We start from the raw sequence: 24,249 nt of genomic DNA, 5'->3' as shown, positions 1-24,249 counted from the left end.
GCGGCGCAGAGCGCGGGATAAAAGACGAAGCGCCGCTGGTGGTCAACCGAGATGGGGATAGAGCGGGAAACGATCGGTCAGCGCCACGACCTTTGCCTTCACCGCCGCCTCGACCGCCGCATTGCCTTCGTCGGAATTGGCGACCTTCAGCCCGTCCAGCACTTCGGCGATCAGCTTGCCGATCTCGCGGAACTCGGCCTGGCCGAAGCCGCGCGTGGTGCCGGCCGGCGTGCCCAGACGCACGCCAGAGGTGACGAAAGGCTTTTCCGGATCGAACGGGATGCCGTTCTTGTTGCAGGTGATGTTGGCGCGCCCGAGCGCTGCCTCGGCGCGCTTGCCGGTGGCGTTCTTGGGCCTGAGATCGACCAGCATCAGATGGTTGTCTGTGCCGCCGGAGACGATGTCGAGGCCGGTTTCCTTGAGGCTCGACGCCAGCGCCTTCGCGTTGGCGGCGACACTCTCGGCATAGAGTTTGAAGCTCGGCTTCAGCGCCTCGCCGAAGGCGACCGCCTTGGCGGCGATGACATGCATCAGCGGCCCGCCCTGCAGGCCGGGGAAAACCGCCGAGTTCATCTTCTTGGCGATGTCCTCGTCATTGCACAGGATCATGCCGCCGCGCGGGCCGCGCAACGATTTGTGCGTGGTCGTGGTCACGACATGGGCGTGCGGCAGCGGTGACGGATGCACGCCGCCGGCAACCAGGCCGGCGATATGGGCCATGTCGACCATCAGATAGGCGCCGACCGCATCGGCGATCTCGCGAAAGCGCTTCCAGTCCCAGATGCGCGAATAGGCGGTGCCGCCGGCCAGGATCAGCTTCGGCTTGGTCTCATGCGCGGTCTTTTCGATCGCGTCCATGTCGAGCAGATGGTCGTCCTTGCGCACGCCGTAGGAAACGACCTTGAACCATTTGCCGCTCATGTTGACGGGCGAGCCGTGCGTCAGGTGGCCGCCGGAATTCAGGTCGAGGCCCATGAAGGTGTCGCCGGGCTGCAAGAGCGCCAGGAAGACCGCCTGGTTCATCTGGCTGCCGGAATTCGGCTGGACATTGGCGAAGTTGCAGCCGAACAGCTTTTTGGCGCGCTCGATGGCGAGTTCCTCGGCGACGTCGACGAACTGGCAGCCGCCATAATAGCGCTTGCCCGGATAACCCTCGGCGTATTTGTTGGTCATGATCGAGCCCTGCGCCTCGAGCACGGCGCGCGAAACGATGTTTTCCGAGGCGATCAGCTCGATCTCGTGACGCTGGCGGCCAAGCTCGTTGCGGATCGAGCCGAAGATCTCCGGATCGGCATCTTCCAGCGTGGTTTCGAAGAAGGATTCGAACTTGTTCGACGCTGCCGCTGCAGTTGCCATGGCCTGAAATCCTTCGGTTCGGGGCATTTATCTATGCATATCGTTGTCCCGAAACCGCTGCACGGTTCCGGGCGACATGCATTGCCGCGCCATTAACACAGTTGTTTTCGCCTCGCCACGTTTGCAGCGCGAAATTTGCTGGCCGGATTGCGCCAGAGCGGCCCTGAACCGCTATTTTCGCTCCTGCCGCCCCTGCAGCAAGGCTTCGGTGAGCGTGATCTCGGTAAACAGCGCCCGCGCCGTATGGTCGTTGATCGCGCCGCTGCTTAACATGTCGCGCACGGCGATGCGCTCGGCCTCGATGCCGGCAAGCCGCATTTCGAGCTCCAGCCGCCCGGCTTCGCGGGCCTCCGCCCGGGCGTCGTCGGCCTCGTCCGAAGTGGCGATCCGGCGCCGGTAGCCGGCGACGATGTTTTCGGCGGCGGCAAGCCTGGCGCATGGCCGGCGCCACCAGCCCCGCCTCGTGGGACTTCGAACGGAAAAGGCCACCTTGCGGTGGCCTTTCCTGAAGGAGATCAGCCGCTTAGAGCGAAGAGGTGATCTGCAGTTCGCTGGCGCCATCGAGCGCGTAGACGTCGTCGCGGAACTGCACGACGCCCGGACCCGTCGACCAGGCCGACACATAGAGGAAGTGGACCGGAACCGGGTTGACGACCTGCACCGGCGTGTTCTCGCCGGTCTTGATGGTCGCCTCGAAATGCTGGCGGTCCCAGCCGGGTGTGTCGCGCAGGATCCATGTGACGAGGTCGCGCACGTTCTGCACGCGCACGCAGCCCGAGGAATCGAAGCGCATCATCTTGCCGAACAGGCTTTGCTGCGGCGTATCGTGCATGTAGACGCCGTCGGGGCTGGGGAAGTTGATCTTCACCGAGGCCATGGCGTTGCCGGAACCCGGATCCTGGCGGAAGCGGTATTTTGCGGCATCATCCGTCGACCAATCGACAGTCATCGGATCGACTTCGCTGCCATCCGGCGCAAACAGGCGGATATGGCTGTCCTTGAGATAGTCGGGGTTCTTCCGCATCAGCGGAATGATGTCTTTACGCACGATCGAGACCGGCGCGTTCCAGTAAGGATTGACGATGATCTCGTTGATCTTGGAATTGACCACCGGGGTCTGGCGGTCGATCTTGCCGACGATTGCGGTGTGGCGCAGCACGACGCGATCGTTCTCGACCGCCTCGATCTGTGCCGCCGGGATATCGACCAGCACATAACGGCTGCCCAGCGTGCCGGCCTTTTCGCGCAGGCGCTCCAGATTGGTCTGCAGCTGACCGAGGCGGATCTGCGCTGAAACGTTCATCGCCGCATAAGTGTACTTGCCCATGGCACCGTCGGTCGGCAGGCCATGGCGCGCCTGGAAGCGCTTGACCGCGGCGTCGACGTAGGAATCGAACGACGTCGAAATGCCGGCGCTCTGCGCCAGATCGCCCGAAACCATCAGCCGCTTGCGCAGCGGCACCACGTCCGGATCGTCGACGCCAAGCTGCAGCTTCTTTGTCGCCGGCACCTCGCCCCAGCCGCCCTGGGCGACGATGTTCTGATACTGCGCCACAGCCTGTTCGGTGAAGGCAACCGTCTGTAGGCTGAAGATCGGCAGCGTCGAGGCGACCTTGCCGCCTTCGGAGGCGCGGGCGTCGAACTGGTCGTCCCAATTGCCACGGTTCGACGATTTCAGGATATCGTCGATCACATCCTGCGCGCTGGCGGCATTGGCAACCATGGCAACGGCGAGCGCGGAAGCTCCGGAAAGGAAAAAGCGGCGGCTGGTTCTCATGGACGTTCCAGACATTCTTGTCGTGTTTGGCTTGTAGCGTTTGGCTGTTGCAGCGTTCGGCTACGTGCTCGATCTTGGGCGATATCGCCCGCACTTTAAAGTTGGCACTGTTAACTATTAGCCAACCATGACCTGCATCACCTGGCCGCGAAAAGCGGACGGCGATGAGACCTTACAGGCGCGCGAACAGCTTCCGCCGCCGCATACCCACACCCCTCGCTTCCACCGCGAATATGGCGGCAACGTGGCTTTGCGCCGAATTTGGAACGCCGGCGGCTCGAAAAGAAAAGGCCGGTGCTTTTCGGCACCGGCCTGTTGGCTGAGACTTTCCTCCGGCCGCGCTTCTTCCGGCGCAGCTGCTATTCAATGGCCCGCTGATTACATCCGGTAGGCGATGGTGTCGTTCCAGAAGCGGTCGAGGCGCTGCAGCGCGCGGTTCATCTGCTTGAACTCTTCGCTGTTGATGCCGCCGACCTGTTCGATCGAGCCGACATGGCGCTCATAGAGACCGGCGACGACTTCCGCCACTTCATTGCCCTTCGGCGTCAGCGAAACGCGGACCGAACGGCGGTCGATGCGCGAGCGCTGGTGGTTGATGAAGCCGAGATCGACCAGCTTCTTCAGATTGTAGGAGACGTTCGAGCCGAGATAGTAGCCACGCGAGCGCAGCTCGCCGGCGGTCAGTTCGGAATTGCCGATATTGAACAGAAGCAGCGCCTGGATGGCATTGATGTCGGAACGGCCGTTGCGGTCGAACTCGTCTTTGATCACGTCAAGCAGACGGCGATGCAGACGCTCGACCAGCTGCAGCGATTCCATGTAAAGCGAACGGATAGCCTCGCGGCGATCGTCGGATACGTTGGCGGTCTTCGCCGCCGGACGCGAATTGATCATTGTCTTTGCCTCTCGTTTGTCGCCCTGGTGATTTTTTGTTTTTCACCTTGATTGCGACACTATCGAATACTCATAAAATTCGACTTAAACGCTAGGGCTAACAAGAGCTTACCGGTAATAGGTTTCGCAAGACGCTTAACGAACGGTCACCCGAGCAAGGATAATTAACCTAAAGATTTAGCCAATGGCTGCGGGGCGGCGTTTCAGGCGCGCGCGGGGCGCTTGCGCATCCAGATAACGACGCGGAAGGCGATGTAGAGCAGCGCCACCGCGGCATGCGAGAAGACGATCAGCGGCCGGTGGCCGTACAGATCGGGGAAGCCGGCATACATGATGGTCTCGGTCACCGCGCAGATGAACCAGATCACCGGGCCCCATGACGCCAGCATCCACAGGCCCGCGGCGGCGAAGGGGAAGAACACGGCCAGCATCACCGCCACGACCTGCCAGTGCACCGGCATCAGGTCGAAGCGCCACAGCGGGCCGGGATAAAAGCCGATCAGCCGGATCCAGTACAGGATGCCGAACAGCAGGCAATAGCCCGCTATGACGCGCTGAAACCAGGCGAAGATGATCTCGACGCCCGAGGGCTGCAGCACGATGCGCCGCGACGTGACCTCGCTCACAGCTCGAGCTCCCGTTCGAGCGGCGCGAAATAGGCGTCCACCGAAGCAGCGTCGACCTCGGCCAGGCTTTCCGGCCGCCACTGCGGCGTCGAACCCTTGTCGACGAGGACGGCGCGGATGCCTTCATAGAAGTCGTGCCCGGCCAGCATGCGGTTGAGGATACGGAACTCCATCTTCATGCAGGCTTCCATCGACAGCGTCAGCCCGGCGCTGATCTGGCGCCACGCGACATTGAGGCTGGTCGGCGAGCGGGTGCGGATGGTGGCCAGCGTCTTGGCGGCAAACTCGTCGGCGCCTGCCGCCCGCTCCAGGCTCTCGAGGATTTCGGCGAGCGAGGGTTGGGAAAAATGCCGGGCGATGGCTTCCAGCACCGGCTGGGCGGTTTCGCGCCGGGCCGGCACGAAGAAGCCGCGCAGGACCGATTCCGGATCGCCATTGGCGCAGAGCCGGTCGAGAAAGGCAGCCTGGTCGGCGGCCTTGATGGTGTGGGTGGCCAGGCCCGACCATAATGCATCGCCATAGCGGATGCGGTTGCCGGTCAGCGCCAGATACATGCCGAAGCTGCCGCCGAGGTCAGGCAGCAGATGGCTGCCGCCCACGTCGGGGAAGAAACCGATGCCGACTTCGGGCATGGCGAACTGGGCGTTCTCGGTCAGCACGCGCTGCGAGCCGTGGAACGAGATGCCGACGCCGCCGCCCATCACGATCCCGTCGATCAGCGCGACGTAGGGCTTTTTGTAACTGTTAATGCGGGCGTTGAGCCGGTATTCGTCGGCGAAGAACTCGACCGGCGGCTTTCCGGCGCGGGCCTCGTAGACGTGCATGATGTCGCCGCCGGCGCAAAACGCCCTGCCCTCGGCCTTGACGATGACGACATCGACGCCGGTATCGCGCTCAAAAGCGTCGAGCGCCTTGTCCAGCGCCTTGATCATGCGATGTGTCAGCGCATTGAGCGCCTGCGGCCGCGTCAGCGTGACGACGCCCGCCTTGCCCAACCGTTCGAAGCGGATCTCGTCGCCGCCGCCAAAATCCATCGTCAGAGAATCCCTCCCCGCGCCTGCGGGACTGAAGTGCTAAAGGTGGCGCATGGGTGCGTCAACCGGCGGGCGCGGTTTGGATTTTCGCAAGGGAACGCGACCGTGTTTTGCCCCCGACAGAAATGCGCGCAAAATTGCCGGGCAAAATAGCCTTTCTTCTGATGCAGGGACAAACGCATGACGCTTGAAACCGCAGCGCCGAGCCATGGCTGGGAGATGCGAAAAAGTTCGACCCGGATGATGTTCTCAGCCGCCCGCTGATGGCCAATCTGGCGACCGTGACGCCTGACGGCGCGCCGCGCAACGCGCCGATGTGGTTCATCTGGGAGGACGCTGCGATCTGGCTGCTCGGCTCGACCGGGGCAAGTGCTGTCAAACACCTCGAACGTGACCCGCGCTGCGCCGTGGAGATCGTCCATTTCGACAATGAGGCCGGCATCCTGCTGCATCTCGGCCTGCGCGGCGTCGCCACCATCGAAGCGATGGCGCCGAACCGCTTCAAACGGCCGCTGCACAAATATCCGGTCTTATGTAGCAAACGCACCAAAGGTCGCGCGGTGATCGCGCGAGCGGCGGTGGCCGCACTAAGTTTGCTCGTTGCCAGCCTCGCAAGGGCTGAAGCCCACGTTGTCGTGAGCGATGTGCATTACATAGCGAAATCGGGTCCGGTGTTCGCGATGGAAAACGTCTTGGTACTCGATGACGCCAAAGATCCAAAACTTGAGCTTGCCATCGATCAAATCGGAGATCGCGTCCCTAGTAACTTTTACCCTGTCTGGTTTGTCGGGGTTGTTGGGTCGGACTGTCGCAAAGAAGGGCATGTCCGCGCCAACGGTCCCGCGACCGTCGACAGTGACGATGGCAGCGAAGTGCTTCGTCTCGTCAAATGGCGGAGGAGCCAATTCCCATTCCATATTGACGCGGACGTTTTGCGCGGGCGTCTGTCCAGCATTTTTGAAGGTGACTTGAACACGGATGTCCGGTTCGGGCTTGTCGGTTACCACAGAGTCGAAATGAAAAACGGAGAGATAGGCGCGCAACTGCGCTCTCGTCGTGCGTATTCCGACTATGGAGTTCCAAGTCCCGATAAAGAGCGCAACAATCGCAATTACCGTCCCAACGATGGCGAGCCAGATTTGGGTCCATGCCGGTATCTCTTGCCGCTCAGCGGTTGCCGCGCTTCGCTCAGCGGCATCAGCGGCCCTGCGCTGGGCATCCAAATCGGCAGCCTCGTGATCGTCGGATTGCTTTTCACGTTTGGCGGCGTTGGCGGCTTGTTCTGGAGTTTCCAGAATGGTGACCGGAAGTCCGTGGCTACCGGCATCGGGAACGCCGCTATCTGCGGGTTTGGCTTGTTCTTTTTCTATTGCTGGGCTTTCCTTGGTCACCCCTTGGGCTTCCTGCGCGCTTACGTGGGCGGCTAGCACCATGAACAGCGCGAAAAGCAAGACTCGCATTGCAATCCCCCCAGAATGCACAGGCATTCATCTTGCGGGAGAAGTGAAGACTCCACAACCTATGCGATTCCGGGCAATGTGCCGTGTATGGTTTTCAAATCGCGCATCTCAGCATTCGTTCGTTGGTTTCTCACATGGCCTATTTTGGTCGTGCTCGCCCTCAACATTGAAAGTTTTGCCTCGACTGAGGGATTTTCAGACGTTCTTGCTAAACACTGGTCTGGAGTAACGCCGGTGTTCAGTTTCATTTATATGGTATTGACTTCGAATGTCGTTCTCTACCCGGTATTATTCCTAAGTGGATGTGTTTTCTATGAATGGGTATCGCATGCCAGCAATAAGTTTGAACAGAAAAACTCTAAATATCGAAAATGGGTAGCAATGTTCTATGCTGACGCCACGTCCAACGCTTTTAAAAAGAAAGGGATGAGCAGAAAGGCGATCAAGGTTCCTGAGGGGTTGATCTTAATGAACAAGAGGCTTGAAAATGTCGAGATGCCTCTAGTTCCATTAGAATTTAACGACAATGAGGAAATCAACAAAATATATTCAACATATCTATATTACGTCAAAGAGGGAGATTTCGATCTCGCAAAGAAATTCATAGGGAGGATGGAGCCATTCGTAGCGGCGCCGTTAATTACAGTTGAAGATGCGATACCCCAATCGAATCCAGACATTGAAAAAGAAAAGCAGCAGTGAAGCCGCCACGGCTGATCTTGTTGTTTAGATTCCGTTCCGTTTCATGAATGCCCATGGCCGCCAGCTTTTCGGCCAGTTGGGCGTAGGTGACACCCTTTCGCTTCAACTCTGACTTCAAAAGGTTCTTGGCTCTCGTCTCGTATTCGACGGTCTGCGGGTCGTCCTTGCGTGCCATATCCTCGCCTCAAAAAATATCATCACATTCGATGATATAGGCCCTTGTATTTCGCGATACAAGTCCGCATATACGGTGAACAATATCACCGGATATGATGACAATGGCCCAACACTTCCTCCTTTCCGCCGAAAGCCGCACCCTTTCCCTCAAGGAAATTTACAAGGGTGGCGAGGAAAAGGCTTACGACACGTTCAAGCGCCTTCGCTGGGCTTCGACGCAAGGCGAGCCTGTTTGCCCGAAATGCGGGTGCCTGGATCATTACGACATTCCGACCCGTCGCAAGTTCAAGTGCGCCGCTTGTGGTGCGCAGTTCTCCATCACGTCCGGCACAATGTTTGCATCGCGCAAGCTGTCGTTTGTCGATCTGCTCGCCGCGATCTGCCTGTTTGTCAACGGCGCGAAGGGCATGTCGGCGGTCCAGTTCTCTCGCGATCTGGACGTGCAGTACAAGACCGCCTTCGTGCTGGCTCACAAGCTGCGCGAAGCCCTGTCGGCTGAAACCAAGAACGAAACCCTTGAAGGCGAGGTCGAGATTGACGGCGCTTACTTTGGTGGCGTGGTGCGCCCTGAGAACCGCGTAAATGACCGCAAGGACCGTCGCATGAAGCAGAACCAGTCAGACCGTCGCCGCGTTGTGATAGCCCTGCGCGAGCGCGCTGGCCGCACCCTGACGTTCGTCCGCAATCGCGAAGCCGAAGGCGTCGATATCGCCCGCGCCCGCATGTTGGCTGGCACCAAGCTGTTTGCAGACGAGGCGAGCCATTGGGACGTGCTGGAAGGCGAGTTCGCTTCAACCCGCATCAACCACTCGGAAAGCTACAGCGACGGCCACGGCAAGCACACCAACATGGTCGAAAGCTATTTCAGCCGCCTTCGCCGCATGGTCGCCGGTCAGCACCACCACGTCTCGCACCGGTATCTCTACCAGTACGCCAATCATGCCGCATGGCTTGAAGATCACCGTCGCCGGTCAAATGGCGGCAACGCCTTCGCTCTGCTTGGCGGCGCCCTAAATCATTCTGTAAGCCGTGTGTGGGCAGGATACTGAGGCAACGGGCGGAAGCCTAAGCCGTTGATAACGCCATCTAAAAACTAACATATTGATTCTTAACGACAATTATTCTACAAGTGACAGCACATGAGTATGATTCGATTTAAGTTCGCGCCTCGTAAGGCATACGCTGCGCTCCATTGGATGGTGTGCCAGACGAAGGATATTGATCTGCATACGGCTCTTAAAGCGTGCTATTTTGCAGATAAAGATCACCTAAACGCCTACCATCGGCCTATCTTCGGAGCCACCTATAAGGCGATGAAGTTTGGCCCTGTGCCTCTCGAAATATACGAGATGGCAAAAGGCGAGGCTCTTTGGCTTGCCGAAATTCATACCGATCATCTTCCGTGGAAATTGCAGGGCTATCGACTGCGCCTTGAGGGCAATTATGAGGTCGATCTGTCGGAGCTTTCACAGTCTGACCTAGAATTTCTTGGGGGTGCGCTAGGACGTTCATTGAAAATGTCTTTCAGTGAACGCACGGCAGCAACGCATGGTCCCGATTGGCAAAAGGCAAACCTTGGCCTTATGCGATATGAAGATATGCTGGACGAGACGGAAGATAAGCCGGCGATTATCGAATATCTGACCGAAAACGCGAGATTCATGCGGCTTTGAGCGATGATATCTCCTTTGCAGATCATTCGGATTCATGATGGAACCATTACGCCGCCCGGGCCTAAAATGGTGGTCTGTATCCATCCTGGGCAAGGCTGGTACTACCGCATCAATTCAAAAAATCACTGGAAGCCAGCCGTCCTAATTGCGCGCGACCCTCATCACAAATTCTTAGACCATGACAGCTATTTGGAATGCGGTGACCCGCTCGAACTTGATGACTTCGTGGTCGAGGAATTTATCCGATTCAAAGGTATCCTAGGTCAGATTTCTCCCGCTCTCTGCCCTGAAATTATCGCTGCGCTAAAGGATGCGCGATATCTGAAGGAAATCGACAAGGATGACATCCGCGCAATTTTGGGGAAGTGCTAGAGGCCAGCTTTAGCTTTTCGCCGTCGCCGCACCTTCGCGGTATTGACGCACTGCCTGATGCGCTCGACAACTGACGTATCCCAGCCCTTCATCGTGACAATGCGCTGGGCCGTTTCCTTGTTGGCCTTGCTGCCTTCCGCCTCGCACTTCAGGATCAGCCGGTAAAGCTCGCCCTTGCGGAAGCGGCTGGGCTGGTGATCTGCGACGGGTCGTCTTTGTAGCCTAGGATCAATAGCACCGCGTCTATGTGCTGTAGCTGGTCAGCCAGGTTCGCGCCGTTGAACCGGACAAGGCCGGAAATCTCCGCGCGCTTGGCAACAAGGGTGTTGATTGCGTGTTCGTATCGGGTGGAGCGGACGATAGGGGCAACTCTTGGCATCCCCGGATTTTAGGGGAACGAGCTGCCGCGTGCTTGGTCTATCTTGGTGCGTTTGCTACATAAGACCGCAAATATCTCGGCCCGGAGGCGACCTGGAACCGCTGGTTCATCGACAATGTGGCCGACATCGACCATCCGGACGGGCGCCTGATCCGGCTCGCCCCGGAGAGCATCTTCACCAACAATGTGTCGTTCTTCAAAACCGGCCCCGAGCTGGCGTGGCCGCCGAAGCCGTAAGCAGCGCGTTATCGACTGGCACAATCGTGTCGCATTGGTCAGCGGCAAGGCCTCGTGGTAAAAGCCGCCTCGACCCGGAGTTTTTGCGATGAACAAATTCACCCCCGCGACGAGCAACAAATTCGCGCCGGCAAAGCCCGGCGGTGCGCGCAGCGTCGACGAGATCACCGGCAGCCGCCGCTTGCGGCGCATGCGCAAGGCCGACTGGTCGCGCCGCCTGGTGCAGGAAAACCGGCTTACGGTGAACGATCTGATCTGGCCGATCTTCGTGATCGACGGCAAGAACACGCGCGAGCCGATCGCCGCCATGCCCGGCGTCTTCCGCCTGTCGCTGGACCTCGCCGTCAAGGAGGCCGAGCGGGCCGCTAAGCTCGGCATTCCGGCGATCGCCACCTTCCCCAATGTTGAACTCAGCCTGCGCGACCAGACGGGATCGCACATCCTCGACCCGGAAAACATCATCAACCGCGCCACCCGCGCCATCAAGGACGCGGTGCCGGAGATCGGCATCATCACCGATGCGGCGCTCGACCCGTTCACCTCGCACGGCCATGACGGCATCTTGCGCGACGGCATCATCGTCAATGACGAGACGGTGGAACAGGTGACCGCCGCGGCCGTCATCCAGGCGGCGGCCGGCGCCGACATCATCGCGCCGTCCGACATGATGGACGGCCGCATTGGCGCCATCCGCGACGCGCTCGACGCCAACGGTTTTTCGGATGTGGCGATCATGTCCTATGCGACGAAATTCGCCTCCGCCTTCTATGGCCCCTACCGCGAGGCGGTCGGCACCGCCGGCCTGCTCAAGGGCGACAAAAAGACCTATTATCTCGACCACGCCAATTCCGACGAAGCGGTGCGCGAGGCCGAGCAGGATATCGCCGAGGGCGCCGACATGCTGATGGTCAAGCCCGGCCTGCCCTATCTCGACATCATCCGCCGGCTGAAGGACGAGTTCCAGATGCCGACCTTCGCCTACCAGGTGTCAGGCGAATATTCGATGATCAAGGCGGCGGCCGCCAATGGCTGGATCGACGGCGAAAAGGCAATGCTGGAGAGCCTGCTCGCCTTCAAGCGCGCCGGCTGCGACGGCATCCTGACCTACTTCGCGCCGGAAGTGGCGCAAATGCTGAAGGGTTAGCCGGAACCTGGATGCTCCGGGTTCCGGCTTTTCCTCACGCCTTTGGCAAATAAGGAATCGTTCCGGCGAGATCGGTATCGTCGATCAGTTGGAAGCGGCTGTCGCTGCCCTTCCGGCGCTCCGCCACAAACGGAGCGTATTGCGGATCGTTGGTGAAGGCTTCGGCTGCCTTTGCCGACGGAAACGCCATGATGGCGATCAGGCTGGTGTCGAGCGGCTTGCCCTCCAGCGTCTTCACATTGCCGCTGCGGGCGAGATACTTGCCGCCATGCTTGTGGACGAGGTCATGCACCGAAGCGGCATAGGCCGGCACCCATTTGTCGTCCTTCACCTTGATGTCTGCGATCACGTAAGCGGTCATTGTCCAACTCCTCATGGATCGGCACCGGACTGCCCGGTGACGTGACCGCTGCCTCGCATGGCGGCGCCGGACCGCTCCAGTCACAGAACTGTACCGGGGGTGCCAGTACAGCTTCTGTACTGGCTGAACTCAGGTTTTCTGAATAAGGTCCGGCAACATCTTTTGGAGCTCACCACATGACACAAGCCGGTTACAAGCAATTCTGCCCGCTCTCCATGGCCGCCGAGCTGCTCTGCACACGCTGGACCATGGTGCTGCTGCGCGAACTGGTGGCGGGATCGACCCGCTTCAACGATTTGCGCCGCGGCGTGCCGAAAATGTCGCCAACCCTTCTGTCGCAACGGCTTAGGGATCTCGAAGCGGGAGGCATCGTCGAGCGGACCGAGATCGCGACCGAGAAGGGCGTGTTCGAATACCGGCTGACCGAGGCGGGCCGGGATTTGCGCCCGGTTGTCGAGGCGATGGGGTTTTGGGGCCAGAAATGGGTCGAGGCCAGGCTGTCGCTCAAAAACCTCGATCCGTCGCTGCTGATGTGGGACATGCGGCGCAATCTGAACCCCAGTCCGCTGCCGGACGGGCTCACTGTGATACAATTCCTGTACCATGACCTGCCGGCGTCAAAACGATCGTGGTGGCTGATCGTCGAAAAGCAGGGCGAGGTCGATCTTTGCTGGTACGATCCGGGCTTCGACGTCGATCTCTACGTCTCGACCGATCTGTGCACCATGACCTCGATCTGGATGGGGCTGACGACAGTTCACAAGGAACGCGACAAGATCAGCCTGACCGGCGATCTCGACGTCGCCGGCAAGATGCAGATCTGGCTTGGGCTCAGCCCGTTTGCGGTGATGCCGAAGCGCGTGGCGGCTTGAGGTCCCTGCGCATTCCACAGATCGGCTTGCCTCTAAAAATACTAGTTTCAAAATGCAATCAGTTTGAATACTGATTGCAAATCACAACTGGTCACCGAAAGGGAGTCTCCATGTCCAAACTTCGCGTCAATGCCTTCACCTTGTCGCTCGACGGTTTCGGCGCCGGTCCTGACCAGGACCTGCAAAATCCGCTCGGCGTTGGTGGCGAATATCTGCACAAATGGATGACCGGCACCCGCACCTTCCATGAGATGGTCGGCAAGGATGGCGGCACCACCGATGTGGACGACCGGTTCACTGTCCGCAGCTTCGACAATGTCGGGGCCTGGATCCTCGGCCGCAACATGTTCGGCCCAATCCGCGGCGAATGGCCAGACGAGAGCTGGAAAGGCTGGTGGGGCGACAACCCGCCCTATCACGTGCCGACCTTCGTGCTGACCCACTACAAGCGCGACCCCATTGTGATGGAAGGCGGCACCGTTTTCCACTTCGTTGCCGGCGGCATCCACGCCGCGCTCGAACAAGCAAAGGCCGCGGCCGGCGGCAAGGATGTCCGCGTCGGCGGCGGCGTTTCCACCATCCGGCAATATCTGCAAGAGAAGCTCATCGACGAGTTGCATCTGGCTGTGTCGCCAGTGTTGCTCGGGAGGGGCGAGAGCCTGTTTGCCGGGCTGGATATGCTGAAGCTGGGTTACCAGTGCACCGAGCAGGTGGCGACAGCGCTCGCCACGCATGTGACGATCAAGCGGGTGTAAGCCTCATTTGGGAAAATTGCGATCCGTCGCGCCCCCTCTGTCCTTCCGGACATCTCCCCCACGCCGGGGGAGATCGGATGTCGCGCCGGCTTTCGCCACTCATCAACGTAGCAAGAAGGGCGCCATCGGCGAAGCTGCCAATCTCCCCCCTTGTGGGGGAGATGTCCGGCAGGACAGAGGGGGGCGCGAAAGAATGCCGTCCTCTCGTGTCTTCAATTGCGAAGACGCTCAATACTTCTCCGGCACGTAAAGCTCGCGCGGCAGGACCTGGCGCTCGTACTCCGGGTTGAACACCCGCTCGGGCAGCGTGATTTCTTCGTGCGGCACGTCCTCATAGGGCAGCTGTTTGAGGAGATGGTCGATGCAGTTCAGCCGCGCCCGCTTCTTGTCGTTGCCTTCGACGATGTACCACGGTGCCTCTGGGATGTTGGTGCGGGCAAACGTCTCTTCCTTGGCCTTGGTGTACTGCTCCCAGCGCACGCGCGACTGCAGGTCCATCGGCGACAGCTTCCACTGCTTCATCGGATCGTGGATGCGCATCATGAAGCGCATCTGCTGTTCCTCGTCGGTGATCGAGAACCAGTATTTGACCAGCGTGACGCCGGAGCGGACCAGCATGCGCTCGAACTCCGGCACGTCGCGGAAGAACTCTTCGACCTGATCGGGTTCGGCAAAGCCCATCACCCGCTCGACGCCGGAGCGGTTGTACCAGGAGCGGTCGAACAGCACGATCTCGCCGCCGGCCGGCAGATGCGGCACGTAGCGCTGGAAATACCATTGTGACTTTTCGCGCTCGGTCGGCGCCGGCAGCGCCACGACGCGGCAGATGCGCGGGTTGAGGCGCTGGGTGATGCGCTTGATGACGCCGCCCTTGCCGGCGGAATCACGGCCCTCGAAAACCACCACTAGCTTCTTCTTGTGGTAGGCAACCCAGGACTGCAGCTTGATCAGTTCCGACTGCAAGCCGATCAGGTCGCGGAAATACTGCATGCGATCGATCGACGGCGGATGCGCGTTCTTGTAGATCTTGGCGATCTCCAACGACAGCGCCGGCTCCGAGATTTCCAGCTCATAGTCCTCGTCGAGCGTGTCGGCGAGTTCGGCTTCCAGCCAATCCCTGGCCGCAGAATTCTGCTTTAGCTCATTCATTTCCACTGCTCCGCTTGCCGGCTGACATGAAACCCTGAGCCGACTTGATATAGGCCGGCAATGACGGTTTTATTGCAAGCCGCCGGCCAGCCGGTCTTCACTGCAAAGCAGCGAGGCATTGCCGATCCAGCGCCCTGGCATGGCGACAAGCCGCTCAAATTGTCCTACAAATAGCGGACCCGTTCGGGCTTCCCCGCCCTTTCCTGCTAAAACCGCCTCCCCACCAAAACTACGAGGATCAGACATGGAATACCGCACGCTTGGCCGTTCCGGCTTGAAAGTTTCGGCGCTGACCTTGGGAACCATGACCTTCGGCGGCAGCGGGCCGTTCGCTGCCGTCGGCAATTCCGATCTCGCGGAGGCCTCGCGCATCATCGACACTTGCATCGATGCCGGCATCAATCTCATCGACACCGCCAATGTCTATTCCAACGGTCTGTCGGAAGAGATCATCGGCGAGGCGCTCGGCGGCAAGCGCAAGAACGACGTGCTGATCGCCTCCAAAGCGCGCATGCGGATCGGCAAGGGCCCCAATGACGAAGGCCTGTCGCGCCATCATCTGATCCGCGAATGCGAGAAGAGCCTGAAGCGCCTCAGGACCGATGTCATCGACATCTATTTCCTGCACGAATGGGACGGCGCGACGCCGCTCGAGGAAACCATCGCCGCGCTCGACACGCTGGTTGCCCAGGGCAAGATCCGCTATGTCGGCTGCTCCAACTATTCCGGCTGGCAGGTCATGAAGGCGCTCGGCATCAGCGACAGCCAGCACCAGCCGCGCTTCGTCACCCAGCAGATCCACTACACGCTGGAAGCACGCGAGGCCGAGTATGAGCTCTTGCCGATCTCGGTCGACCAGGGCCTTGGCGTTTTGGTATGGAGCCCGCTCGCCGGCGGCCTGCTGTCGGGAAAATACCGCCGCGACAGTCCGACGGCGCGCCAGATCGGCGGCTGGTCGGAACCCCCGATCCGCGACGAGGATCGGCTGTGGCGGATTGTCGACGTGCTGGTCGATATCGGTGCGGCACGCGGCGTTTCGGCGGCCCAGGTGGCGCTGGCCTGGCTGCTCGGCCGGCCGGCCGTCAGCTCGCTGGTGATCGGGGCGCGCAACGAAGCCCAGTTGAAAGACAATCTCGCCGCGGCGAGCCTGACGCTGTCCTTTGATGAACGCCAGCATCTCGATGCCGTCAGCCGGCCTCCGGTGCTCTATCCCTACTGGCACCAGCAGTTTACGGCGAAGGACCGCTTCGGCCCGGCCGATCTGGTTATGGACCGCAGCGTCATCTGACTTAAGGGCGCCGGAAGCCGCTAGCCCGCGATAAACCGCCAGACCTGCGGATCGGGCTCGATCTGGCCGCTGAGCACGAAATATTTGTAGAGCACGAGCAGGCAGATCGCCTGCTCGGCCCGCTCGTCGGCGAATTTGCGGCAATAGGCGTTGGCCGCCGCAACGATGCGCTGGGCCTCGGCCGGATGTTTCTCGAGATGGTGCACGCGCTCGGCCAGATCGCTGAAGTCGGGCGCCAGCGGCACATAATGGACATCGGGCTCGAGCTGCCCTTCCGCGAACCAGGTCTCATAGGTCGGCGGCGGCATCAGGCAGAGCGAGTTCGAGCTCATGATCCATTTCAGATTGGTCGCGACATCATTGCCTTCGAGCGAGATGATATAGCGGTAGCGGCGCTGCTGATCGATGCTGAGATAGGGCTTGCGGTATTCCGCAGGTGCTGTCGCCCTCGGCGTGCCGACATCGCAGAACGGCAGATTGCGGGCTGCATCCAGCAACAAGGTGCGGATCGGATTGTTGAGTTCGCCGCGCCAAACGACGAGCGGATGCTTGTCGGCGAAGGCGACATCGTCGGCCGGCATGTAGAAATGACGGAACTTGTTCAGCTTGAACAGGACGCCGTTGCCGTTGTCGCCCGCTATCGGCCGGTCCTTGACGATCGACGGCATCTTCGGCACTTCGATGACGTCGCCGAATTCCAGGTCGATGCGCAGATCTGGGTCGAAATAACGGGTGAACTCCTTCAGATCGTAATAGTACATGCTGCGGTCCGACGGCAGCCGGCTGACCGGCACGGCCTCGGGGCTGGGGCTAAAAGGCTCCCGCAGCGTGTTGTAGTAATTGAGCCGCTGGCGGACCGATGCGTCGGAAAGCCTGGCCTGATCGAGCAGCCGGCCGAGCCGGCGCCGGAAAAGAACCGGCGGCGCGATGTCGCGCATGGCGTTGCGCGCATAGTAGATCAGCTTCTGTGCGTTTCTTTGAAGCGTGGCCATCGGTCGTTTTGATTCGAAATCGGTCGGCGGCGGCTCCAGCAACTGTCCCGCAGCCTTTTCTAAACCATTGTGTTCGCCATCACGCAAGTCCAGAACCGCTGGCATCTGCCCTCGCGGCGCTGTTGTGTTTGCCGGCCAATGCTTCTAGGCAGGATCAGGCACAGCGAAAGGAAACGATATGGCTCGACCACCGAATTACGGTCAGGAACGCAAAGAGCGCGACCGGCAGAAGGCCGCCAAGAAGGCGGAGAAGCTCGCCGCCAAGGTCGCGGCCAAGGAGCGCGCCGAGCCTGAGAACGAGGCAAGTTCCAAAACCGACACCGAGACAGAAAAATAGGCAAGACAGGATCACCGGCCCGCGAAACGGGCCGGATCCTGGCAAAATGCCGGTCTGATCAGGCCGATGTGATCAGGCCGGGGCCTTGTCGCTGACGAAGACGTTGACCTCGCGCGCGGCGGCGATGAAGGCGCGTCTTGCAATCATCGCCGGCTTGTCGCCGGCCAGCGCGTCATGGCAGGCCTGCAGCGCTTCGCGGTGCTTGGGGCTGCGCTTGCCGGGCCAGCTGTTGAGCAGGTAATCGGAAGCCTCGCGCACCGTACGTAAGAGCTGAGTGCTTCCCTCCGTGCCCGACTTAACGGTCACGGGTGTTTCAAATCGGTTGTTTTCCATGGCCGCCTCTTACGCCATCGGCGTCCGCGAAGCGAGGCCGAAAGCGGATCGCGACGGCGTTCTTTCGTTTTCGTGACCGGTATCAAGCGGCGACGACGGCAAAACCCCTGGCGCGCAGGCCGCGCCGGTCATTGTGCAGCGACGTCACCAGGCGGGCGCGGCTGCCGGCGATATGGGCGGAAAGTCGCGCCGCCGCCGCATCGGCATCGCCGGCCCGCACCGCTGCCAGAATGGCGTGATGCTCGCTCCAGGCGCGGCCGAGCGCTGCCTCGTCGCGCACCTCCAGCCAGCGCGCCCGCGACAGCCGCGTCATGGCATCGCGCACGGCCCGAAACAGGAACTCGTTGCCGGAGAGCCGCGCCAGTTCGATATGGAACTCCATGCCGACGCGGTGCCATTCCTCGCGCGGCGTGGCAGTGTCGCAGGAGTCCAGCATCGCCTCGATGACATCGGCTGCGCTCCTGTCGGCCAGCGCCGAAGTCAGCCTGACCGCCGCGACCTCGACCGCTTCGCGGTACACCGCGATCTGTTCCAGTTCGGCAAGGTTGATGGGCGACACGGTCCAGCCGCGCCCGTCGCGGCAGATCAGCCCTTCCGTCTCCAGCCGCAGCAGGGCTGCCCTGACCGGCGTGCGCGAGGCGCCGAAGCGGCTCTCGATCCAGCGCTCCGTCAGCCGCTCGCCAGGACCGATCTCGAGGCCAAGGATCATCTCGCGAAGCGCTTTTTCGACGATCTGCATCTGCGACATAGTTGCTTCCATTGCTGGCGATCGGCCTTGCCCGTTGGTCTTGCCGCTCACATTGAGAGCGCCTGATTGACAGCAGCCGGGCTTTGCGTCCATGAGGTACCAAGTTGGTATCCCAAAATGGTATCCGCAGCAAGCGGACAGGACAGGACATGCCGCAGGACAGTGCAGCGCAGGCCGCCGAAGCGCCTTCCACCTACAACATTCATTGGCGGCGCAACCTGCTCGTGTGCTTTGCCGGATCGTTCAGCACGCTTGTGGCGATGACGCTGTTGCTGCCGTTCCTGCCGCTCTATGTCGAACAGCTGGGCGCCGTGGGCCACGCGGCGATCGTGCAATGGTCCGGCATCGCCTTCGGCGCCACCTTCCTTGCCGCGGCCCTTGTCGCACCGCTGTGGGGGCGGCTCGGCGACCGCTACGGCCGCAAGGTGATGCTGGTGCGCGCCAGTTTCGGCATGGCGATCTGCATGTCGCTGACCGGCATGGTGCAGACCGTCTGGCAATTGGTGCTTTTGCGCCTGCTGATCGGCTTTGCCGGCGGTTATTCCTCAGGCTCGACGATCCTTGTCGCCATGCAGACGCCGAAGAAGCGCTCCGGCTGGGCGCTCGGCGTGCTGTCGGCCGGCATCACCGCAGGCTCCCTGGTCGGCCCGTTGCTTGGCGGCGCGCTGCCGCCATTGATCGGTATTCGCGCCACCTTCCTCATCGCGGGCGGCGTCATTTTCCTGGCGGCGCTGGCGACGACGTTCCTGATAAAGGAGATGCCTCGCCCGCCAATGCAGGCAAAACGCGAGGAGAAACCAAAGGGAAGTTGGGCGCAGATCCCCGACAAACGCCCTGTCGTGGCCATGCTGGCGACCGGCATGCTGTTCACCTTCGCCAACATGTCGATCGAGCCGATCATCACCGTTTACGTCCAGCAACTGGTCGCGGACGCAAGCCGGGTGACCCTGGTCTCAGGTGTCGTCATGTCGGCGGCGGCGCTGGGCGCCATCCTGTCGGCGTCACGGCTGGGCAAACTCGCCGACCGCATCGGCCACTGGAACGTCATCGTCGCATCGCTGGCCGTCTCGGCGCTGCTGTTGATACCGCAGGCCTTCGTCACCGAGAGCTGGCAGTTGGTCGGGCTGCGGTTCCTTATGGGTCTGGTGCTGGGCGGGCTGTTGCCCTGCATCACCAGCGTCATCCGCCACAATGTTCCCGACGGCGTCGGCGGCAATGTGCTCGGCCTGGCAATCTCGGCGCAATATGTCGGCCAGGTCGCGGGGCCGCTGCTGGGCGGCTTCGTCGGCGGCCATTTCGGCATGCGCGCGGTGTTTCTCGGCACGTCGGTGCTGATGGCGGGCGGTGCCGTGTATAATTGGCTGGCACAGGCGCGCCGCACGCGCGACATGCTGGCGATATCGGAAAAATCCTGACAGACAGGTTGCGCCGCCTATCGTCAATCACGGAGCCCGAGACATGAGCATAGCCGAGTCAGCACCAGCAAACAGCGCGCGCATCCTCGTTTTCGCCGGCGGCCTCGCCGGCGCGGCGGGCGTGGCGCTGTCGGCGGCATCAGCGCATCTCGGCGGCGCCTTCGTCGGCACTGCGGCATCCTTCCTGATCATGCATGCGCCGGTGTTTTTGGCCGTCGGCCTCGCCGGCGCAAGCCGGATCTTGCGGATCGGCAGCCTGGTGCTGCTCGTCGGGCTTGTTCTGTTCTGCGGCGATCTGCTGGCACGGGATTTCGTGGGATCGCGGCTGTTCCCGATGTCGGCGCCGATCGGCGGCACCTTGCTCATCGCGGGCTGGCTGGTGATCGCGGCCTCGGCGCTCGTGCGACAACGGACCTGACGGGGCAAGAACCCTGCCCCATCAAATATCGCAGATTTAATCCTGCCGGCTTTCCGGCAGCAGGTCGCGGTTGCGCTTGGCAGGCTTGGTCGGCCGCCGCCGTTGCGGCTGCTCCGTGGCAGGCGAGATACCCCAGTAATTGCGATAAATGTCTTCGAACAGATGTTTCACGGGATGCATGGTCGTTCCTCTTCAAGAACTTGAATCGATCCAATCAGCTGGCACGAAAATGTCTGGCCGATCAGCTGCGCTTGCGTTTCACAAGGTATTGCAGGTCACGCCTCCACGGCCCGACCTTGTCGCGGCGCCTGCGGGTGGCGGCGTCGGAGACTATGCCCCAATCATTGCCGTAGATGTCTTCGAACAGATAATTCACGGGATGCATGGCACCGTCCTCTTGAATCGATCCAAGTTGTACTTGATGAATCCCTTGGATCGATTCAAATATAGACCCTCTCCGCCGTCCGATCAAGGGAAAATTTGAACCGATCCAACGAAAGTGCTAAACAGGCTCCGGTTCAGGAGACGAAAATGACGGCATTGACCTCCGGCAAGACGAGACCAGTGCGGCTTGCCGACATCGCCAAGGCGGCCGGGGTCTCGCACGGTACCGCGTCCAACGTGTTCGCTCGCCCGGAAATCGTGCGCGAAGAGGTCCGCGAGCGGGTCAAGGCGGCGGCGGAAGCGATGGGCTATGCCGGCCCGGATCCCAAGGGCCGGCTGCTGCGCGCCGGCAAGGTCAACGCCATCGGCGTGGCAACGGCGGAACCATTGTCCTATTTCTTCGACGATCCCTTTGCCCGCGTCATGATGGCCAGCATTTCGCAGGCCTGCGACGCCACCGGCGCCGGAATTTCGCTGGTCTCGGCCGCCAACAGCGAGCAGCTCGCCTGGAACATCCAGAGCGCCCTGGTCGACGGCTTCATCGTGTTCTGCATCGAGGGTGGGTCGCGGCTGGTCGAACTGGCGCGCGAACGCAAACTGCCTTTCGTGGCGCTTGATCTCGATTCGGAAAATGAGGCGGTCGCTGCGATCGGCGTCGACAACGTCGCCGGCGCGGGTCTGGCGGCGCGCCATCTGGCCGAGTTCGGCCATCGCAGCTTTGCCGTACTCGCCCTGGAATCTGCCGACGCTGGCTTTGGTCCCGTCACGCAGGAGCAAGTCGAGACGACATCCCTCTACTCGGGCACACGCGACCGTCTGCGTGGCTATTTCGGCGAGCTCTCCCGCTTCGGCATCGACGTCTCGCAAGTGCCAATCTACGAAACCCTCAATGACGAGGCGAGCGTGCGGGCCGGCCTCGATCATATTTTCGCGCTGCCGCAGACGCCGACGGCAATCCTGGCCATGTCGGACAAGATTGCGCTGCATGCGCTCGACTGGCTGCGCGAGCGTAACATTGCCGTGCCGGGCGATGTGTCCATCGTCGGCTTCGACGGCGTGCCGGAAGGCGCCGACTCCGAGCCGCCACTAACCACCGTCGCCCAGCCGATCGCCGAGATGGGACGCCTGGCCGTCAAGGCGATCCTCGAAAATGACGGCTCGCAGCACCGGCAATTGCTGCCGGTCGATCTCGTGGTGCGGGGGTCGTCCGGCCCCTCGCCTGCTAGCCAGGCGGCTGATGTGGGATCATCGGCTTAGCCTTGGCATCGCGGGCATGCCGAAGGTCTGGTGAACGGCTGGCGCTTCTTTGCGAACCGGCTTTTTGCCCAAGCCGATGCCGGACAGCCACTCAAGATAGAAGGCGAGCGCGAATTGCATGGCGATGCCGGCCGAAATCAGCAAGACGTCATAGGCAAAGCCGCCCGGATTGATCAGCTTCATCACCTGCGCCGCCATGGCGATCAGCGTGCCGGCGAGGAACACCGGCAAGGAGCGCTTGCCGAGCAGGGCAAGCGGATGGTCCGGGCTGAGACGGAACAGGTTCGAGAAAGCCGGCAGGGCGACGATCAGATAGCTCACCGCCAATATGTGCAGGAGCCGCGGCAGCGACAGGAACGTCTTGTCGAAGCCGCCGATCACCACGGGCAGGTTAAACCACGTTATCTCGCCCCAGAGCGGGCTGTGCACCCAGACCGCCGCTGCCGCGACATAGGTCGCCGCGGCGCCCACCAGCCAACGATTGACGGGAATTGTGCCGCCGCGCCTGACATGCAGCATGCCGGCAAGGCCGATGTTGAACAGGAATTGCCAGGACAGCGGGTTGAGGAACCAGAAGCCGGGCTCGGGATAGTTCGGCGGCGCGATCTGCCAGAGGCCGGCGGCAAGCCACAGCGCGCCGGAAAAGACCAGCGCCGGGAGCGGCCGGTAGCTGACGAAGAGCAGGAAAAGCGGCGCCATCAACAGCAGCGCCGCATAGACCGGCAAAATGTTGTTGTAGCCAAGCTGGTGGCCGAGCGTGACAATGCCGATCATGACCTCCGGCGTGTTCTTCATCAGCGGCTCGATGTTGATCAGCTTGAGCAGTTCCGGCCGCCGGCCGTACACCGCCGCGGCGCAGAACAACGCCATCACAACCATGGTGGTGACGATGTGGGCACTGTAAAGCACGCCGGCCCGGCGCCACATCTTCAACATCGCCAGCAGCCGGCCGCCCGGCTGGAACTTGTTGCCATAGGCGAGTGCGACCGACATGCCGGAAATCAGCACGAAGGCTTCCGCCGCGTCCGAGAATCCGAAATTCTTGTAGGTCAGCGTTTCGAAGACGGTGCCCGGCACGTGGTCGATATAGATGGTCAGGAGTGCGAGCGCACGGAACACGTCAATGCGCGTGTCGCGATCGGCGATACGCGGGGCGCGATCGGGCGGAACTGGCAGGGTCATCGACAAAAGGCCTCAAAGGAGAGCAAGGGTGCTCGCGTTGTTCATGCCGGGATGCGACCATCGGCGCACACCGCTTCGATTCCTCCCGCAGGGAGCATATCGGCGCAGAAACGGTCTGAAATGAGCCTGTTGCAATCACATTTGGCGGAGCGTGAAAATATTCCGTTTTGAAGCTGGCAAAGGACCAATGTCTCCGTGAAAACAACGAGATATGAGCGTGCATCGATATAGCGACGAGAACGCCTTTCTGCACCAGGATCTGGCCTTTCCCTACCGCCTCCTCAAGCCGGAGAATGCCGGCGGCGAGAGCCTGTTTTTACTGCACGGATCGGGTGTCGACGAAACGACGATGGTCCCGATTGCGAGGCAGATCGCCCCTAACGCCACGCTGGTCGCGGTGCGTGGCCGCATCCGCCAAGAAGACGGCTTCCGCTGGTTCGAGCGGATCACGCCGACCAGTTTCGAACAGGCGAGCATCCGTGCCGAAACATCGTACTTTGCCGCCTTCGCAAGCGAGGCCGCAAAGCGCCACGGGCTCGACCTCGCCCGGGCGACTTTCCTCGGCTATTCCAACGGCGCCAATCTGGTTTCCAGCCTGATGCTGCTCAACTCCGGCCTCGTCCGAAAAGCGGCGTTGCTGAGAGCAATGCCCGTGCTTGACGATGCGCCGGCAACCAATCTGACCGCAACGCGCGTCCTGATTGTCGCCGGTGCCGCCGATGAGACCTACGGGCCGTTTGCGCCGCCACTGGTGACGCTGCTCAACAAACATGGCGCCGAGGTCGATGCGCGCATCGTGCCTTCAGGTCACGAAATCGGCGACCCGGATGCCGCCATCGTCCGGCAGTGGCTTGCGGGACCAGCATTGGCCGCACGCCAGGCAGGCTAGGAGACCTTGGTAGACCGCATCGGCGCCCGGCGGAACAG

General features: G+C 61.2%; 29 protein-coding genes. 14 read left to right on the top strand and 15 right to left on the bottom strand.

Annotation, left to right across the window (positions count from 1 at the left end; translation table 11 throughout):
• Positions 1-42: 42 nt before the first annotated feature.
• From glyA to ACYG9V_RS15805, 6 genes are all read right to left on the bottom strand, one after another.
• The gene (gene glyA, locus ACYG9V_RS15830) at positions 43-1,356 is read right to left on the bottom strand and encodes a serine hydroxymethyltransferase (RefSeq protein WP_352764270.1); all 1,314 of its coding nucleotides are present in this window, start codon (positions 1,354-1,356) and stop codon (positions 43-45) included.
• A 171-nt stretch (positions 1,357-1,527) separates the two neighbouring features.
• Positions 1,528-1,845: a hypothetical protein gene (locus tag ACYG9V_RS15825; RefSeq protein ID WP_352764271.1), complete on the bottom strand. Its 318-nt coding sequence runs from the start codon at positions 1,843-1,845 to the stop codon at positions 1,528-1,530.
• Between the two features lie 34 nt (positions 1,846-1,879).
• The gene (locus ACYG9V_RS15820; RefSeq protein ID WP_352764272.1) at positions 1,880-3,133 is read right to left on the bottom strand and encodes a L,D-transpeptidase family protein; all 1,254 of its coding nucleotides are present in this window, start codon (positions 3,131-3,133) and stop codon (positions 1,880-1,882) included.
• A 378-nt stretch (positions 3,134-3,511) separates the two neighbouring features.
• The gene (ldtR, locus tag ACYG9V_RS15815) at positions 3,512-4,027 is read right to left on the bottom strand and encodes a transcriptional regulator LdtR (RefSeq protein WP_023672997.1); all 516 of its coding nucleotides are present in this window, start codon (positions 4,025-4,027) and stop codon (positions 3,512-3,514) included.
• A 203-nt stretch (positions 4,028-4,230) separates the two neighbouring features.
• Entirely contained in the window at positions 4,231-4,653 is a 423-nt protein-coding gene (locus ACYG9V_RS15810; RefSeq protein WP_023682398.1) for a DUF6163 family protein, read from the bottom strand.
• Positions 4,650-5,687 carry an enoyl-CoA hydratase/isomerase family protein gene (locus tag ACYG9V_RS15805; RefSeq protein WP_352764274.1) on the bottom strand — a complete coding sequence of 346 codons (1,038 nt, stop codon included), beginning with the start codon at positions 5,685-5,687 and terminating at the stop codon, positions 4,650-4,652. The genes ACYG9V_RS15810 and ACYG9V_RS15805 overlap by 4 nt, the downstream gene beginning before the upstream one ends.
• Before the next feature lie 263 nt (positions 5,688-5,950).
• On the opposite strand from ACYG9V_RS15805, the gene ACYG9V_RS15800 reads away from it, so the two are divergent.
• Positions 5,951-7,114 carry a pyridoxamine 5'-phosphate oxidase family protein gene (locus ACYG9V_RS15800; RefSeq protein WP_352764275.1) on the top strand — a complete coding sequence of 388 codons (1,164 nt, stop codon included), beginning with the start codon at positions 5,951-5,953 and terminating at the stop codon, positions 7,112-7,114.
• 183 nt (positions 7,115-7,297) lie between these two features.
• On the top strand, positions 7,298-7,849 hold the full coding sequence (locus tag ACYG9V_RS15795; RefSeq protein WP_352764276.1) for a hypothetical protein: 552 nt from the start codon (positions 7,298-7,300) through the stop codon (positions 7,847-7,849).
• On the opposite strand, the gene ACYG9V_RS15790 is transcribed toward ACYG9V_RS15795, so the two are convergent.
• A complete protein-coding gene (locus ACYG9V_RS15790) occupies positions 7,788-8,024 on the bottom strand; it encodes a DUF6471 domain-containing protein (RefSeq protein ID WP_352764277.1) in 237 nt (78 codons plus the stop codon). The genes ACYG9V_RS15795 and ACYG9V_RS15790 overlap by 62 nt on opposite strands.
• A 103-nt stretch (positions 8,025-8,127) precedes the next feature.
• On the opposite strand from ACYG9V_RS15790, the gene ACYG9V_RS15785 reads away from it, so the two are divergent.
• The 4 genes from ACYG9V_RS15785 to hemB all read left to right on the top strand — a co-directional run bounded on the left by ACYG9V_RS15785 (position 8,128) and on the right by hemB (position 11,831).
• Positions 8,128-9,075 (top strand): IS1595 family transposase, encoded by a 948-nt coding sequence (locus ACYG9V_RS15785; RefSeq protein WP_352764279.1) that lies wholly within the window; start codon positions 8,128-8,130, stop codon positions 9,073-9,075.
• A gap of 96 nt (positions 9,076-9,171) precedes the next feature.
• Positions 9,172-9,699 (top strand): Panacea domain-containing protein, encoded by a 528-nt coding sequence (locus ACYG9V_RS15780; protein ID WP_352764281.1) that lies wholly within the window; start codon positions 9,172-9,174, stop codon positions 9,697-9,699.
• 15 nt (positions 9,700-9,714) lie between these two features.
• On the top strand, positions 9,715-10,071 hold the full coding sequence (locus ACYG9V_RS15775) for a hypothetical protein (RefSeq protein ID WP_460221972.1): 357 nt from the start codon (positions 9,715-9,717) through the stop codon (positions 10,069-10,071).
• A gap of 704 nt (positions 10,072-10,775) precedes the next feature.
• Entirely contained in the window at positions 10,776-11,831 is a 1,056-nt protein-coding gene (hemB, locus tag ACYG9V_RS15770) for a porphobilinogen synthase (protein WP_352764284.1), read from the top strand.
• Positions 11,832-11,865: 34 nt separating this feature from the next.
• Here the strand turns inward: hemB and ACYG9V_RS15765 are convergent, their stop codons facing one another.
• Positions 11,866-12,192, bottom strand: a complete 327-nt coding sequence (locus ACYG9V_RS15765; protein ID WP_023673003.1) for a DUF1330 domain-containing protein — start codon at positions 12,190-12,192, stop codon at positions 11,866-11,868.
• A 176-nt stretch (positions 12,193-12,368) separates the two neighbouring features.
• Here ACYG9V_RS15765 and ACYG9V_RS15760 point away from each other — a divergent pair, with 176 nt between their 5' ends.
• Together ACYG9V_RS15760 and ACYG9V_RS15755 are read left to right on the top strand one after the other, a co-directional pair.
• Positions 12,369-13,064 carry a winged helix-turn-helix transcriptional regulator gene (locus ACYG9V_RS15760; RefSeq protein WP_023673004.1) on the top strand — a complete coding sequence of 232 codons (696 nt, stop codon included), beginning with the start codon at positions 12,369-12,371 and terminating at the stop codon, positions 13,062-13,064.
• Positions 13,065-13,174: 110 nt separating this feature from the next.
• Positions 13,175-13,819: a dihydrofolate reductase family protein gene (locus ACYG9V_RS15755; protein WP_023697456.1), complete on the top strand. Its 645-nt coding sequence runs from the start codon at positions 13,175-13,177 to the stop codon at positions 13,817-13,819.
• A 228-nt stretch (positions 13,820-14,047) separates the two neighbouring features.
• Here ACYG9V_RS15755 and ppk2 read toward each other — a convergent pair whose 3' ends face one another.
• Positions 14,048-14,968, bottom strand: coding sequence for a polyphosphate kinase 2 (ppk2, locus tag ACYG9V_RS15750; protein ID WP_023689516.1), 921 nt, complete (start codon positions 14,966-14,968; stop codon positions 14,048-14,050).
• A 244-nt stretch (positions 14,969-15,212) separates the two neighbouring features.
• On the opposite strand from ppk2, the gene ACYG9V_RS15745 reads away from it, so the two are divergent.
• Positions 15,213-16,256 (top strand): aldo/keto reductase, encoded by a 1,044-nt coding sequence (locus ACYG9V_RS15745; protein WP_352764286.1) that lies wholly within the window; start codon positions 15,213-15,215, stop codon positions 16,254-16,256.
• Positions 16,257-16,276: 20 nt separating this feature from the next.
• Here ACYG9V_RS15745 and ACYG9V_RS15740 read toward each other — a convergent pair whose 3' ends face one another.
• Complete coding sequence (locus ACYG9V_RS15740; RefSeq protein ID WP_023697459.1) at positions 16,277-17,248, bottom strand: glycosyl transferase family 90; 972 nt, start codon at positions 17,246-17,248, stop codon at positions 16,277-16,279.
• Between the two features lie 178 nt (positions 17,249-17,426).
• Here ACYG9V_RS15740 and ACYG9V_RS15735 point away from each other — a divergent pair, with 178 nt between their 5' ends.
• The gene (locus ACYG9V_RS15735; protein WP_023673009.1) at positions 17,427-17,585 is read left to right on the top strand and encodes a hypothetical protein; all 159 of its coding nucleotides are present in this window, start codon (positions 17,427-17,429) and stop codon (positions 17,583-17,585) included.
• A 72-nt stretch (positions 17,586-17,657) separates the two neighbouring features.
• Here ACYG9V_RS15735 and ACYG9V_RS15730 read toward each other — a convergent pair whose 3' ends face one another.
• Entirely contained in the window at positions 17,658-17,918 is a 261-nt protein-coding gene (locus ACYG9V_RS15730) for a DUF982 domain-containing protein (protein WP_023682408.1), read from the bottom strand.
• A gap of 82 nt (positions 17,919-18,000) precedes the next feature.
• Positions 18,001-18,666: a GntR family transcriptional regulator gene (locus ACYG9V_RS15725; protein WP_352515208.1), complete on the bottom strand. Its 666-nt coding sequence runs from the start codon at positions 18,664-18,666 to the stop codon at positions 18,001-18,003.
• Between the two features lie 149 nt (positions 18,667-18,815).
• On the opposite strand from ACYG9V_RS15725, the gene ACYG9V_RS15720 reads away from it, so the two are divergent.
• Both ACYG9V_RS15720 and ACYG9V_RS15715 read left to right on the top strand, forming a co-directional pair.
• Positions 18,816-20,081 carry a multidrug efflux MFS transporter gene (locus tag ACYG9V_RS15720; protein ID WP_352515207.1) on the top strand — a complete coding sequence of 422 codons (1,266 nt, stop codon included), beginning with the start codon at positions 18,816-18,818 and terminating at the stop codon, positions 20,079-20,081.
• A gap of 43 nt (positions 20,082-20,124) precedes the next feature.
• The gene (locus ACYG9V_RS15715) at positions 20,125-20,499 is read left to right on the top strand and encodes a DUF423 domain-containing protein (protein WP_023697462.1); all 375 of its coding nucleotides are present in this window, start codon (positions 20,125-20,127) and stop codon (positions 20,497-20,499) included.
• Positions 20,500-20,535: 36 nt separating this feature from the next.
• Here the strand turns inward: ACYG9V_RS15715 and ACYG9V_RS15710 are convergent, their stop codons facing one another.
• Positions 20,536-20,679: a hypothetical protein gene (locus ACYG9V_RS15710; protein WP_023697463.1), complete on the bottom strand. Its 144-nt coding sequence runs from the start codon at positions 20,677-20,679 to the stop codon at positions 20,536-20,538.
• A gap of 61 nt (positions 20,680-20,740) precedes the next feature.
• Positions 20,741-20,884 (bottom strand): hypothetical protein, encoded by a 144-nt coding sequence (locus tag ACYG9V_RS15705; RefSeq protein WP_023673015.1) that lies wholly within the window; start codon positions 20,882-20,884, stop codon positions 20,741-20,743.
• 146 nt (positions 20,885-21,030) lie between these two features.
• On the opposite strand from ACYG9V_RS15705, the gene ACYG9V_RS15700 reads away from it, so the two are divergent.
• A complete protein-coding gene (locus ACYG9V_RS15700) occupies positions 21,031-22,140 on the top strand; it encodes a LacI family DNA-binding transcriptional regulator (RefSeq protein ID WP_023743624.1) in 1,110 nt (369 codons plus the stop codon).
• Here ACYG9V_RS15700 and ACYG9V_RS15695 read toward each other — a convergent pair.
• Positions 22,129-23,322 carry an OpgC family protein gene (locus ACYG9V_RS15695; protein ID WP_352764287.1) on the bottom strand — a complete coding sequence of 398 codons (1,194 nt, stop codon included), beginning with the start codon at positions 23,320-23,322 and terminating at the stop codon, positions 22,129-22,131. The two genes, ACYG9V_RS15700 and ACYG9V_RS15695, sit on opposite strands and share 12 nt — an antisense overlap.
• 217 nt (positions 23,323-23,539) lie before the next feature.
• Here ACYG9V_RS15695 and ACYG9V_RS15690 point away from each other — a divergent pair, with 217 nt between their 5' ends.
• Entirely contained in the window at positions 23,540-24,211 is a 672-nt protein-coding gene (locus ACYG9V_RS15690; RefSeq protein WP_245263482.1) for an alpha/beta hydrolase, read from the top strand.
• Positions 24,212-24,249: the final 38 nt, after the last annotated feature.

Source organism: Mesorhizobium sp. W016 (genome assembly GCF_054719485.1).
Note: the sequence above shows the minus strand (reverse complement) of the source record. Positions and strands in the feature narration are given on the sequence as shown.